Annotated in this window: 7 protein-coding genes; 1 reads left to right on the top strand and 6 read right to left on the bottom strand. The window is 37.8% G+C overall.

What is annotated here, in order from left to right:
* Nucleotides 1-87: 87 nt before the first annotated feature.
* The 5 genes from D017_RS13020 to purL all read right to left on the bottom strand — a co-directional run bounded on the left by D017_RS13020 (nt 88) and on the right by purL (nt 10,212).
* The gene (locus D017_RS13020) at nt 88-777 is read right to left on the bottom strand and encodes a TIGR00730 family Rossman fold protein (protein WP_035337030.1); all 690 of its coding nucleotides are present in this window, start codon (nt 775-777) and stop codon (nt 88-90) included.
* Between the two features lie 47 nt (nt 778-824).
* Nucleotides 825-3,656 carry an excinuclease ABC subunit UvrA gene (gene uvrA / locus D017_RS13015; protein ID WP_035337028.1) on the bottom strand — a complete coding sequence of 944 codons (2,832 nt, stop codon included), beginning with the start codon at nt 3,654-3,656 and terminating at the stop codon, nt 825-827.
* A gap of 160 nt (nt 3,657-3,816) precedes the next feature.
* Nucleotides 3,817-4,251, bottom strand: coding sequence for an isoprenylcysteine carboxylmethyltransferase family protein (locus tag D017_RS15040; RefSeq protein ID WP_051583910.1), 435 nt, complete (start codon nt 4,249-4,251; stop codon nt 3,817-3,819).
* A gap of 74 nt (nt 4,252-4,325) precedes the next feature.
* Nucleotides 4,326-6,095, bottom strand: a complete 1,770-nt coding sequence (locus D017_RS13005) for a long-chain fatty acid--CoA ligase (RefSeq protein ID WP_035337026.1) — start codon at nt 6,093-6,095, stop codon at nt 4,326-4,328.
* A gap of 379 nt (nt 6,096-6,474) precedes the next feature.
* Nucleotides 6,475-10,212: a phosphoribosylformylglycinamidine synthase gene (gene purL, locus D017_RS13000; RefSeq protein WP_035337023.1), complete on the bottom strand. Its 3,738-nt coding sequence runs from the start codon at nt 10,210-10,212 to the stop codon at nt 6,475-6,477.
* Between the two features lie 174 nt (nt 10,213-10,386).
* Between purL and D017_RS12995 the strand changes: the two genes are divergently transcribed.
* Entirely contained in the window at nt 10,387-13,383 is a 2,997-nt protein-coding gene (locus D017_RS12995) for a GEVED domain-containing protein (protein WP_035337021.1), read from the top strand.
* Nucleotides 13,384-13,510: 127 nt separating this feature from the next.
* Here D017_RS12995 and D017_RS12990 read toward each other — a convergent pair whose 3' ends face one another.
* Nucleotides 13,511-14,722 (bottom strand): class I SAM-dependent methyltransferase, encoded by a 1,212-nt coding sequence (locus tag D017_RS12990; RefSeq protein ID WP_035337018.1) that lies wholly within the window; start codon nt 14,720-14,722, stop codon nt 13,511-13,513.
* Nucleotides 14,723-14,731 lie beyond the last annotated feature (9 nt).

Raw genomic sequence — 14,731 nt, 5'->3', positions numbered from 1 at the left:
AAGGGATGTGTTAATTTGTAATAGAAAAAGCTGTTTTTGTTTTACTGTTATATGTAGTTTTCACGCTTTCGCGAAAGCGTAACACCTTTAGAAATTAGGACTCAATTGGTATTCATCATAGAAGTTATTAAGCACCTCAATTACCTCATCTGAAGTATCTACAAGGTGTATAAGATCCATATCTCCAGCGCTTATGTTCTGGAAACTATCAAGTAAAGTGGTCTTTACCCAATCCATAAGTCCTCCCCAAAATTCTGTACCTACTAGAATAATAGGAAACTTCTGAATTTTGTGCGTTTGAATAAGTGTGATTGCCTCAAAAAGTTCATCAAGCGTACCAAAACCTCCCGGCATTACTACAAATCCCTGTGAGTACTTTACAAACATTACTTTACGTACGAAGAAGTAATCAAAGTCTAAACTTTTATCACTATCGATATACGGATTGTCGTGTTGCTCAAAAGGAAGTTCAATGTTAAGTCCTACAGATGTCCCTCCAGCAAGGTGTGCTCCGCGGTTACCCGCTTCCATGATACCTGGACCACCACCAGTAATAACGCCATAACCGTTATCTGCAATTTTTTCGGCAACTTCGGTAGCTAGTTTATAATACTTATTGTCTGGTTTTGTTCTCGCACTACCAAAAATGGATACACATGGACCTATACGGCTCATTTTTTCAAATCCATTTACAAATTCTCCCATTATCTTAAAGATAGCCCAAGAATCATTTGTTTTTTTCTCGTTCCAGCCTTTAGGTCTATTTTCGTTGCTCATAATTATGTTTAGTGTTGTTAATTTAAAACCATATTGTACATATGGTCCTATGCCATTTCCTTCTTTAGGAACTGTGCTGTATATCCTTTGTTTTTTTTAATTATTTGTTCTGGGGTGCCTATGGCAACTACCTCGCCACCGCCTTTTCCTCCTTCGTATCCTATATCTATAATGTGATCTGCCATTTTAACCACGTCAAGATTATGCTCAATAATGAGAATAGTATTCCCTTTGTCTACAAGTCGATTAAGAACGTCCATTAATACCTTAATATCTTCAAAATGAAGACCTGTGGTAGGTTCATCAAGTATATAAAAGGTATTTCCAGTATCTCTCTTGCTCAGCTCAGACGCTAGTTTGATACGCTGCGCTTCACCTCCAGAGAGGGTAGTGCTCTGTTGTCCTAGTGTAATATACCCTAATCCTACGTCTTTTATTGTTTTGAGTTTGCGATATATTTTAGGAATAGGTTCAAAAAATTCTGTCGCCTCGGTCATCGTCATCTCAAGTACGTCTGCAATTGACTTTCCTTTATAGCGAATTTCTAAAGTTTCTCTATTAAAGCGTTTTCCTTGACAGGTCTCACATTCTACATAAACGTCTGGTAAGAAATTCATCTCAATCACTCTCAAACCACCACCTTTACAAGTCTCGCAGCGACCACCGGTAACGTTGAAGCTAAAACGTCCAGGTTTATAACCTCGTATAAGGGCTTCAGGAGTTTTAGCAAAAAGACTTCTAATCTCGTCAAAGGCCTTGGTGTATGTTGCAGGGTTAGACCTTGGTGTACGGCCTATGGGTGTTTGATTAATATCAATGACTTTATCGCATTCGTCTAGTCCCTTAATGCTCTTATAGGGCATAGGTATCTTTACACCATTAAAATAATGAGCATTCATGATAGGGTAGAGTGTCTCATTAATCAATGTAGACTTACCACTTCCAGAAACTCCCGTAACGGCAATCATTTTACCTAAAGGAATTTTAATGGATACATTTTTAAGATTGTTTCCTGTAGCTCCTTTAAGCTCGATAAACTTACCATTTCCTTTACGTCGTTTTTTGGGTATGGTAATTTCTCTCTCTCCATTTAGATATTGTGCAGTGAGTGTATGGTGATTAAGTAAATCATCTGGAGTTCCCTCACTTATAATTTCTCCTCCAAAACGTCCCGCTCGTGGTCCTATATCAATCACGTGATCTGCACGCTCAATCATATCTTTATCATGCTCTACAACGATGACAGAATTCCCTATATCACGTAGAGAAATAAGCGAATTAATAAGTTTTTCATTATCACGTTGATGTAACCCAATGCTAGGCTCATCTAATATATATAAAACACCTACAAGTTGCGATCCTATCTGTGTAGCGAGTCTGATACGTTGTGCTTCTCCACCAGATAAAGACTTAGAGCTTCTATTTAAGTTGAGATAGGTAAGACCTACATCTACAAGGAATTGAATCCTTGAATTAATTTCTTTAATTATCTCAGATGCAATCTGTAGTTGTTTACTAGATAATCGTTTTTCTACTGTTCTAAACCACTCTTGTAGCTCCAGTATATCCATAGAAGCAAGATCTGCAATACTACGATTATCAACCTTAAAGTAGAGCGATTCTTTACGTAGTCTTGAACCTTCACAAACAGGACAAGCTACTTTATCCATGTAGCCCTTTGCCCATCTTACGAGAGATGTAGACTCACTATCCTTATAGGTGTTTTCTATAAAATTTGCTACACCTTCAAAGTCTATTTTATAATCTCTAGTAACCCCTAATTGCTTTGAAGAAACAGAGAATTTCTCGTTTCCTCCATAGAATATAAATTCCATGGCTTCTTTTGAGATTTTCTCAATTGGGTCTGTAAGTTTAAAGTCAAACCTCTCTGCAATGAGTTGTAATTGTTTAAATATCCAGTTGTTCTTTTTAGGTCCATGTGGATCTAGACCGCCAGCATTAATAGATAGAGTTGGGTCTGGAACAATCTTTTTAGGATTAACTTTATATAATTCACCTATACCATTACAGTTAGGACAAGCGCCCTTAGGTGAGTTAAATGAAAAGTTGTTAGGCTCTGGATTAGGGTATGATATACCCGTAGAAGGACACATCAAGTTTCGGCTAAAATATCGTACCTCCTGCGTGTCTTGATCAAGCACCATTAACACATCATCACCGTGATACATTGCGGTATTTATGCTTTCGCGCAAGCGTTTATCATCTTCATCACTTTTTTTAACAACTAAGCGATCTACAACTATCTCAATATCATGCACTTTGTAACGATCTACTTTAAGTCCTTTTACGATATCCTTTACTTCACCATCTACACGTACTTTTAAAAAACCTTGTTTTGCAATTTGCTCAAATAATTCTCTATAATGCCCTTTACGTGAGCGTATGGTAGGTGCGAGGATATTAATCCTTTTTCCTTCAAAGCTTTCAGTAATGAGCTGTTGGATTTGCTCATCGTTATAACTCACCATCTTTTCTCCAGTATTGTAAGAGTAAGCATCTGCCGCTCTTGCATAAAGGAGACGTAAAAAATCGTAAATTTCTGTGATGGTTCCCACGGTAGATCGCGGACTTTTACTAGTGGTTTTTTGTTCGATAGCAATAACTGGAGAAAGTCCTAATATTTGATCAACATCTGGACGTTCTAATCCACCTAGAAATTGTCTAGCATATGCAGAAAACGTTTCTATGTAACGACGTTGTCCCTCTGCATAGATGGTGTCAAATGCTAGGGAACTCTTTCCACTTCCAGATAATCCTGTAATAACCACGAGTTTTTCTCTCGGTATCATCACATCTATATTCTTCAGATTGTGGGCGCGAGCACCGTAAACTTCAATACGTTCTTCGTGATCTATCATACATTTTTACAAAGCAACAAATTTACCGCTTTGCGCCCTAAATAGAAAGCGAGTAACACTATAAGAGATTGTTAATATTAAGGATATTGATAGTTGCTGTTGTTACGCTTTCGCGAAAGCATAAATAACCCACAAAATCTATTTTAAACTACACTGTATATTAAAATATGTATGGCAGTATTCTCCACGTGCGCGCCTTATATAATGAATACACCTCACCAAATTTTTCTTGTAAGAAGATTTCTTCCCTATATATTTTGAGGATGAGCACGGTTACTAATAATGCATAGTAAATCCACATAAGTGCACTATGTGCTTTAAGTATCGTAGGTAAAAATAGTAAGATGATTCCTGTGTACATAGGATTTCTCAAAACGCTGAAAATCCCTTTAGTGACAAGATTCTCTGCTTTAACCTCTGGTTGAATATTGAAATTACCAATCCTTATACTAAAAACGCCCCATAATGCGACAAATATGCCTAAAAATTGAATACTTAAAGAGGGTATATCCCAATGTACAAGTTTGCCATTCCACATGATGAGGATAATTAAGCTCAACTGTGATATAACTAGTGCTATCGAATATAAAGGCATAAACGGATAGATTTTTTTTAACTAGATACTACTCCAATCAAAAAAGGTTGCGCAATGCGCAACCTTTTTAAATATTATAAGTCGTAAATGTCATTATAGAGGTGAATGTAATTCTCTCTAATGATTTTACGTTTAAGCTTCATGGTAGGAGTGAGGTGACCACCTTCTACTGTCCAAGCATCATGCGTAAGACGGAAGGTTTTAATTTTTTCCCACTTAGCAAATGTCTCATTTGCCTCGTTTACTTCCTGCTGGTAGCGATCTTGAACACGCTCTGATGCAAGAAGCTCATCTAAGTTAGAATAGCTTATGTTTTTCATCTTTGCCCATTCTTCTAAAAATTCAAAATTAGGCTGGATTAAAGCAGCAGGCATTTTTTGGCCTTCTCCTATCACCATGATTTGCTCTATAAATCGTGATTGTTTAAATCTATTTTCTAGAAGTTGAGGAGCGACGTATTTACCTCCGGAGGTTTTAAACATCTCTTTTTTACGATCTGTGATTTTTAAGAATCCATCCTCATCAATGTGTCCTATATCACCAGTATGGAAATAGCCGTTATTTAATACTTCGGCAGTTTTTGCTTCATCTTTATAATAACCTATCATAACGTTAGGCCCTTTTACAAGAACTTCACCATCCTCTGCGATTTTAACTTCAACGCCTGGTAGTAATTTACCTACGGTTCCTATTCTAAAACCACCATCACGCATATCGTTTACAGAACATACAGGAGAGGTCTCCGTAAGTCCATAACCTTCCATGATTCCCATTTCGGCAGCATTAAAAATTCTCGCTAGTCTTGGCTGTAATGCAGCGCTTCCAGAAGCAATAAGGTCAAGGTTTCCACCTAAACCTTCTTTCCACTTTGAAAATATAAGTTTACGAGCAAGGGCAAGTTGTTTTTCATACCACCAGCCATTCTGACCATATGGTTCATATTTAAGTCCAACCTCTACAGCCCAGAAAAATAACTTCTTCTTAATTCCAGTAAGAGCTGCACCTTTTGCAATAATCTTATCATAAACCTTTTCAAGTAGTCTAGGTACTGCTGTCATAACTTGAGGTTTTACCTCCTTTAAGTTATCACTAATAGTCTCCAAAGATTCTGCAAAGAAAATGGATACACCTTTATATTGATATAAATACATCAACATACGTTCATAGATATGACAAACAGGTAAAAAACTCAAGGCCCTAGTACCTGTCTCGGCAAGGGGCAGGCGATATGCACTAGCGAGTGCATTACTCACGATGTTTTCGTGAGAAAGCATTACTCCCTTAGGACGTCCAGTTGTACCTGAAGTATATATAAGCGTTGCGAGATCCTTAGTTGTTACGGCAGCTTTAAGCGCATCTACCTCAGACTGATTAGAAGTGTCTTTTCCTAATTCTAAAACCTCAGACCAATTTTTACAGTCATTAATTTCGTCAAAAGAGTATACCTCAATAAGAGAAGGTACTTTGTCTTTAATTGCCAATACTTTATCACGCACCTCATTACACGATACAAATACATACTTAGACTCAGAGTGATTGAGTACATAAGCATAATCCTCTTCTGAAATGGTAGGATAAATTGGTACGTTTTGAGCTCCTAGTTGTAAAATTCCGATATCACAAATATTCCACTCTGTACGATTTGTCATAGAAATGACAGCAATTTTATCATTAGACTTCACACCTAGTCGTAATAGTCCGCGACTTATTGCATTTGCTTGATCGATATATTCTTGAGTAGATGTAGCAACCCAAACACCATTCTTTTTAGTGTTGAGTGCGTCTGAGAGATTAAATTTTTCCAGTTGATAATAAGGAAAATCAAAAAGTCTGGTAATTTCCATAGATAGCTTTTAAATAGTGTTACAAAATAGGAAAAATTGCACGGTTTTTATTGAGAAATTCATAAAATGAGATAGGATATTTAACAAAAGTAATATATCCCTTTGATTTTCTTTAAGATGCGATTAAAGTAAGTTTTTAACAATTTTTTAAAAAATATGGTTTTTGGCTTTATTTAGGTCAAAATGACGCGTATTAAAGTAAAAAAAGATAAGCTTTAATTTTTAAATTTTGTCAAACATGATTCTAAAAAATCATGAATTTCTTTAAAAACTCATTTCTGCAAAGACAGATTAGACTCTCACTATTTCAATCATGAACGCAAAAAAAATGCCTCACTTAGTGAAAAGTGAGGCATTCTGTAATTAAAAGTATATGGTATTATGAGTTTTTCTCAACCCAAATTCTTGCGTTAACAAAAGCTTCAACCCATGGACTCACTTCGTCATTGCTTCCAGCAGGGTAGTGCGCCCAGTTCCATGGGAATGTAGAACGCTCAATATGTGGCATCGTTGCAAGGTGACGACCTGTAGTATCACAAATCATCGCTGTATTAAAGTCAGATCCGTTAGGGTTTGCAGGATATCCTTCATACCCATAAGTCGCTACGATATCATAAGCACTTGCTCCCATAGGTAAATCAAATCTACCTTCACCATGCGATATCCATACGCCTAGCGTAGTTCCAGCAAGCGTAGAAAGCATCACACTGTTATTTTCTTCTATCTTTACAGAAGTAAAATTACTCTCGTGCTTGCGGCTGTTGTTATGTTTAAGTTTAGCCAACTTCTCGTGGTCTGGATTTATAAGATCAAGTTCTAAGAACAATTGAGCACCATTACAGATCCCCACAGAGAGTGTGTCTTCACGTGCAAAGAAGTTTTTAATCGCCTTATTTGCTTTCTCATTATACTTTATGGCACCAGCCCATCCTTTGGCAGAACCTAATACATCGCTGTTAGAAAATCCTCCTACAGCTCCAAGAAACTGAATATCTTCTAGTGTTTCACGTCCAGATATTAAATCTGTCATGTGCACATCTTTTACATCAAAACCTGCGAGGTACATCGCATTTGCCATCTCGCGCTCAGAGTTACTTCCTTTTTCACGTAAGATTGCTGCTTTAGGTCTAGCTTTACTAGTGTCTAATGCTGGTTTCTTTCCTGTAAAGTGTGCAGGGAATGTATATTGTAATGGTTGTACTTTATAATTGTCAAAACGGTCTTTTGCAAGACCATTTGCTGTTTGCTTATTATCTAGCAAATAAGAAGTCTTAAACCAAGTGTCACGTAGCGATGCAATGTTAAGTCCCAATTCTACACCACTATTTTTGATTGTAAGCTCTGCAGTGCTTGTTACCGTTCCTATTTGAAAGAAAGGAACGCCGTTATCAGCAAGTACATTTTCAACAGATGGGTCTGCTTGGAAAACTAATCCTGCATTTTCAGAAAAAAGTAATTTGATAAGATCTTGTTCTCCAAGTGCAGTCAGGTCTAGGTTTGCACCTAAGTTTACATCTGCAAAACAAAGTTCAAGTAGGGTAGTGATAAGTCCGCCACTAGCGATATCATGGCCAGCTTGGATTTTATTGTCTTTTATGAGCTGTTGTATGGTGTTAAACGCTTTCGCGAAAGCGGTATCACTCACAACACTTGGCGCTTCATTACCAATAGCATGACATACTTGTGCAAAACTAGACCCTCCTAGTTTATGTGTATCTCCAGACATGTTAATATAATAAATAGCACCTCCATCTTTTTGAAGTACAGGTTCTACTACCTTATTAATGTCATTACAATTTCCAGCTGCCGAAATAACCACAGTACCAGGGGCAATTACATCACCATCTGGATATTTTTGTTTCATTGAGAGACTATCCTTACCTGTCGGAACATTTATCCCAAGGTTGATTGCCATTGCAGATATTGCTTCTACAGCCTTATACAAACGAGCATCTTCTCCTTCATTTTTACAAGGCCACATCCAGTTTGCCGAAAGGCTTACAGACTGTAAACCATCTTTAAGAGGAGCCCATACTATGTTTGTAAGTGCCTCTGCAATACTGTTTTTACTTCCTGCTACGGGATTAATAAGACCAGAAACTGGTGAGTGTCCTATAGAAGTAGCAATACCTTCTGTACTTTTAAAATCAAGTGCCATCACACCCACATTGTTAAGTGGTATTTGTAATGGGCCGACACATTGTTGTTTTGCAACGCGACCACCTACACAGCGATCTACTTTGTTAGTAAGCCAGTCTTTACAAGCCACAGCTTCTAGTTGCAATACCTGTTCTAGATAATCGTGGAAATGCTCAAGTTGATATTCTGGATTTTTATAATCACGAGCGACCGTCTTGTCAGTCATTATTGTTTTTGGAGAGCTCCCAAACATATCATCTAGGTGCAAGTCCATAGGGCTTAAGCCTGTTGTTTTACTTTTAAATGTAAAACGATGATCATTTGTAACGTCGCCTACTTCATACATAGGTGAGCGCTCACGATCTGCAATGCGTTGTAGCATATCTATGTCTTTCTCTCCTATAACAAGTCCCATACGTTCTTGCGACTCGTTTCCTATAATTTCCTTTGCAGATAGGGTAGGGTCTCCTACAGGTAACTTGTCAAGATCGATAAGACCACCAGTATCTTCTACAAGTTCAGAAAGACAGTTAAGATGTCCTCCCGCACCGTGATCGTGTATAGATACGATTGGGTTTACATCACTCTCAACCATACCACGTACTGCATTTGCAGCACGTTTTTGCATCTCTGGATTAGAACGTTGTACCGCGTTAAGCTCGATTCCAGAGTCAAAAGCTCCCGTATCTGCACTTGACACTGCAGCGCCACCCATACCTATTCTATAATTCTCACCACCTAAGATTACAATTTTGTCACCATCTTGTGGAGTGTCTTTAAGTGCTTGCTCACGTTTACCGTAACCAATACCCCCAGCTTGCATAATTACTTTGTCGTACCCTAGACGCTGACCGTCTTCGTGATGCTCAAAAGTAAGTACAGACCCAACAATTAAAGGCTGTCCAAACTTGTTTCCAAAGTCTGAAGCTCCATTTGAAGCTTTAATAAGTAGGTCTATCGGGTTTTGATAAAGCCATTTACGTGCGTCCATTCCATGTTCCCAAGGACGTTCTTTTTCAAGTCTAGAATAAGGAGTCATATACACTGCAGTTCCAGCAAGTGGAAGTGATCCTTTACCACCAGCAAGTCTATCGCGTATTTCCCCACCAGAACCTGTAGCAGCTCCGTTAAAAGGCTCTACGGTAGTTGGGAAGTTGTGAGTTTCTGCTTTTATAGAAATAACAGAGTCAAAGTCTTTTTCGGAATAGAAATCAGGTTTATCTGCTGTATTAGGAGCAAATTGAGTTACACGTGGTCCTTCTATAAAGGCAACATTATCTTTATATGCAGATACAATCGTATTAGGATGTGCTTTTGATGTTTCTTTAATCAATTTGAATAATGAAGAAGGCATCTCTTCACCATCAATCACAAAGGTTCCATTAAAGATTTTGTGACGGCAGTGCTCCGAGTTTACTTGGCTAAAACCAAATACTTCAGAATCTGTAAGTGGTCTTCCTATTTTGGCAGCTACACCATTTAGGTAAGCAACCTCTTCATCACTTAACGATAACCCTTCTTGCTCATTATATGCCGCAATATCCTCTATAGATAAAATAGATTCTGGAGTAACGTTAACCGTAAAAATATCTTGATTTAATGCAGCGTACTCTTGAGAGATCATAGGATCATAATCAGGAGTGCTTTCTGTAATTACGCCTGTAGCATCTTCTATAGATGGGAAAGGGTTAGTTTGGACTTGCTGTGTTGAGGAGTCCGCTTTCGCGAAAGCGTGAAACTCTTCTATCCTTATAATATTTGAGATTCCCATGTTTTGGGTAATCTCTACAGCATTTGTACTCCATGGGGTAATCATGGCTGCTCTAGGTCCAATAAAAAAAGCGTCAATATGAGACGCTTCAATTTTTTGAGAGTTGCCAAAAAGCCATACGAGCTTAGCGGTATCGTCCTGTGTAAATGCTTGTGTACTTTGTACTGCGTAAACAGTGCCTTGAGGGTTTCCAAAGAAGTGGATCATCCGATTGGTTTTGTTGCGTTGTTTAAGGACGTAAATTTACTACAATATTTATTTATATTATAGGTAGGATAATATCTCTTTAACCTGTTCTTTTAACGAGTTGTTAACCATTTATAAAGATAAAGGTCTCAAAATATGTTATCTTTAGTAAAAAGAACATAAAATCCCCAAATTATGAAGAGAAAACTACTTTTCCTGTTACTATTCACTTTTTCAATATATCTCACTGCACAGGAGCTATTACCACCTTCAGAGATTACTAAGGGAAAATTTGTAGGTAAAACTGCTCCGCTTAGAGATCAGCCTGTAATTATTGCAAATAGATTTAAGGGAGTCTCAGAGATTACAATTGTTCCTAATAACTTACGAGGAAATCGAAAAGTAAATGACCAGGCACTACCACTAGGTGCAGATCCAATTGCGCAATTTACCTCTGGACAGTTTAGAATGCTTGAAACAGAAGCAAATTTTGGGGGTGGAAATTCGAGTCAATCTAATTTTACTCCGCCAGATCCTTCTGGAGCAGTAGGGCCTGATCACTATGTACAAGGTATAAATAGCGTTATAAATATTTTTGATAAGCAAGGAACTCAGCTCTTAGGCCCAGTATCATTAGGTGATTTTCTAGGTAATGGACAAAATGAAGGTGATCCCATTGTTATGTATGATCAACTAGCAGATCGTTTTTTTGTAAGTCAGTTTCAAACATCTAACATTGCTAGTTTAAATAATATTCTAGTAATAGGAGTATCTGAGACTCCAGATCCTACAGGAGCTTATTTCTTATATCAATTTCAATTAGATGCTTTTCCAGATTATCCACATTATGCGGTCTGGCCAGATGCGTACTATTTAACTGCAAACAAAAACCAAGGAAACACGACCTACGCATTAGATAGAGCAGCGATGCTCGCTGGAGAGGAAAATGTTACTCTAGTAGGTTTTAATCTTCCAGGTATAGTGCGTAACCCGAATACTGTTTTTAGTCCAGAACCAGCAAACCTAACTGGGTTTTCATTTCCAGAAGATACACCAGGTTATATTGTGTATTTACAAGACGATGGCTGGGGCGGTGCTATTACAGAAGATCACTTGAAGGTATGGGAGTTAGATGTGGATTTTGATGAACCTGGAAAGTCAACCGTATCAATGCCATTAGAAATACCAGTTGCTCCTTTTGATTCTGTGTTTGGAGAATTTGGAGAGGGCGATCTTGCGCAGCCAGGAACTTCTAGAAAAATAGATATGATAGGAGGTGTTATTTCATATGCCGCAAACTATAGGAGTTTTGAAGATCATAACTCGTGGCTTATCTCCTTTAATGTTGATGTAGATGGAAATGATAGATCAGGAATACGCTGGACAGAATTACGTAACAGCGATACTGAGCCTTGGAGTGTCTTCCAGCAAGGTACTTATGCCCCAGATGATGGTCAAAGTCGTTTTATGGGAAGTGGTGCAATGGATGCTCAAGGAAATATAGGACTTGCATTTAATATAGGAAGCATTAATGATTTTATCGGTATAAATTATACAGGGCGTTTTGATGGTGATGCCGCTGGAGAGATGACACTAGGAGAAGAAGTTATTATCCAGGGTTCTGGTATACAGACTTTTTCTAATCGGTTTGGTGATTACTCACATTTAACAATGGATCCAAATGATTTTTCCTTTTGGCATACTGCCGAATATTTCTCTGCAACTAATTTCTGGGATACGCAGATAGCTTCCTTTAGATTATCAGATGGATTTACTAATGATGTAGGGGTAATTGCTATTGACTCTCCGGTAGATGGTATTCTCACAACTACGGAAACTGTACAAGTAACAGTTAGAAACTTTGGGACAGATGCCCAGGTAGATATCCCTATCTCATTATCAATAGATGGGGTAGTGGTAGCAAATGAGGTTATCGCTGGGCCAATAGCTGCCAATTCTAATATGGAATACGAGTTTACAGCAACCGTAGATTTATCTACTCAAGGAGAATCATACAATATTGTTACAGAAACAAGTCTAGCAACTGATCAAGCACCTGTAAATAATGACGCTATGAAAACAGTAGCTCATTTATTTGAGAATGACTTAGGTGTTTTAAGTATTACGGCTCCAGAGTCAGCTGGAGGGCTGTCTGAAGAAACAGTAGTTATTCGTATTAAAAATTTTGGAGCAAACGAGCAGTCAGGATTTGAAGTACAGTATACTGTAGACGGAGGAACTCCTATAGTAGAAACATTTACGGGTTCCATTGCTACTGGAGCAATAGAAGAATTCTCATTTGCAGTTCAAGCAGATATTACAGTATTTACCACCTATCAGTTAGAAGCAAGAACAAATAGTTTGGGAGATCAAGACCCAGCAAATGACGTAGCAACAACAGAAGTAACTAACTCTTGTATGCCTCGTGCCACCGAACCTAATGGTGCTGGTTGTCAAGCAGACGGGATTAAGCAATTTATATTAAACACCATTAATGTAGATGATGGCGGTGATGGATGTAATACAGAACCTTCAAACGGTCCTCAAGGTTATGCAGATCGTACGGACTTAGAAACAACTTTAAGTAATGTAGCTGGTCAAAATGAATATGTGCTTCAAGCTCGCCATAACTATGATGCAGGAGCAGGTATCGAAGTACTCTCGGTATGGATTGATTTTAATGATAACTTCATTTTTGAAGAGTCTGAGCAATTAATTCAAGGAGTTCCTTTTCCAGGAGCAAATACTTTGGATAGTTTTGATCTGGTAATTCCATTAGATGCACCTATAGGCAGCCATATTTTACGTGCCAAAGCTATTGATGGTGCAGAGCCAGGTGATATTAATAATCCGTGTTCTGATTTCCGTTTTGGTGAAGTGCAGGATTATACAGTTATTATAGATGATACATTAAGCATCGATGATTTTTTACAAGGAACTACAGACTTAGTTGTCACATCCTTAGAAGACAATCAATTTGATGTGCAATTGCCAACAGATTACGATGGTAAGGTATATGTGGGTGTTTCAAATCTGTTAGGGCAACAGTTAACGTATAAGTCGATAGCTAGAGGTAATGATGGCTTTAGAGTGTTATTGAATTTAGCTAATCTTTCGGCAGGAGTTTATATAGTCACAGTAAATGATCAAACAGGCCGCTTTACTAAAACTAAGAAGATTATAGTGCAGTAGATTTAAAATTGTACAGTTCGAACATACTAATAAAGAAAGAGCCTTGTTATCACACGATAACAAGGCTCTTTCTTTAAGTATAATCTCAAAACATTTTATATGTTTAATGAGAAGTGATTGGGTGGTTTTATTGCTTTCGCGAAAGCAAAGCCATATAAAATCCGTCGTAACCATTTTTTGCCGGGCTTACAGTTTCTTCCTTATCTAGTTGAAACTTCTGGCCTTGTTCTGTAGCTAGAAATGCTTGTACTTGTTCTTGGTTTTCTCTAGGCAAAATAGAACAAGTAGCATATAGCATTTTACCGCCGTCTTTAACAATTTTACTATAGCTATCTAGTAATTCTGCTTGCCTTTGCACCACCTTATCTATAAACTCTGGCTGTAATTTCCATTTCAAATCTGGATTACGCTTAATAGTTCCTAGCCCAGTACATGGAGCATCAATTAATACGCGGTCTGCGGTGTTATATAATTTTTTAAATACCTTAGTTGATGTAATTTCTCTTGTCTCTATGTTGTGAGCTCCAGCTCGCTTAGATCTTCTTTTAAGTTCCTTAAGTTTACCTTCGTAGATATCCATAGCGATAATCTGCCCTTTATTTTCCATTAGGGCTGCAAGATGTAATGTTTTTCCTCCAGCACCTGCACAGGTATCTACAACGCGCATTCCTGGTTTTACATCAAGCATGCGTGCTACTTTTTGTGATGAAGCGTCTTGCACTTCAAAGAAACCACTTTTAAAAGCTTCTGTAGTAAATACATTTTTACGTTCTACAAGCTCCACAGCATCAGGATAGCCATCTAATAATCGAGTGTCTATATCTTGATCTGCAAGGGTGTTTCTTAAGTCCTTTGGAGTGGTTTTTAATGTATTTGCTCGTAATACTACTTGTGCCTGTGTATTTAAAGCAGCAAGCTCTGCAGCCCACTTTTTACCAAGAGCTTTCTCACCCATCTCATCCATCCAATCTGGAATAGATTCCTTGAATTTTCTAATTTTTGAAAGTTCGTCAAAACGTCCTTTAATTCTACGAGTAGGTATAGGTTCCATTTGTTTCCAGTCTGGAACTTCAATACCTCTTAATGTAGCCCAAACTGCAAATAATCTAAATAAATTAGGTCTGCTGTACGGTGCTTTTACTTCTGCAATCTCTGAGTATAAGCGTTGCCAGCGCACAATGTCGTAAACAGTCTCCGCAATAAAACCTCGGTCACGAGAACCCCATCTTTTATCAAACTTAAGAACCTTTCTTAATACCTTATCAGCTTGTTCTCCATCATTAAATATCATTCCTAATGCATCAACAGCTGCAAAGACTAAATTTCTGTGTAATTTCATACTATATTT

This window comes from Dokdonia sp. PRO95 (assembly GCF_000355805.1).
Lineage (GTDB): Bacteria > Bacteroidota > Bacteroidia > Flavobacteriales > Flavobacteriaceae > Dokdonia.
The sequence above is the reverse complement of the archived record's forward strand: the minus strand, read 5'-3'. Positions and strand labels throughout refer to the sequence as shown.

What these genes read in the sequence shown, in the direction of transcription:
- D017_RS13020 (WP_035337030.1), bottom strand. Translation starts at nt 777, where the DNA reads ATGAGCAACGAAAATAGACCTAAAGGCTGGAACGAGAAAAAAACAAAT.
- uvrA (WP_035337028.1), bottom strand. Translation starts at nt 3,656, where the DNA reads ATGATAGATCACGAAGAACGTATTGAAGTTTACGGTGCTCGCGCCCAC.
- D017_RS15040 (WP_051583910.1), bottom strand. Translation starts at nt 4,251, where the DNA reads ATGCCTTTATATTCGATAGCACTAGTTATATCACAGTTGAGCTTAATT.
- D017_RS13005 (WP_035337026.1), bottom strand. Translation starts at nt 6,095, where the DNA reads ATGGAAATTACCAGACTTTTTGATTTTCCTTATTATCAACTGGAAAAA.
- purL (WP_035337023.1), bottom strand. Translation starts at nt 10,212, where the DNA reads ATGATCCACTTCTTTGGAAACCCTCAAGGCACTGTTTACGCAGTACAA.
- D017_RS12995 (WP_035337021.1), top strand. Translation starts at nt 10,387, where the DNA reads ATGAAGAGAAAACTACTTTTCCTGTTACTATTCACTTTTTCAATATAT.
- D017_RS12990 (WP_035337018.1), bottom strand. Translation starts at nt 14,722, where the DNA reads ATGAAATTACACAGAAATTTAGTCTTTGCAGCTGTTGATGCATTAGGA.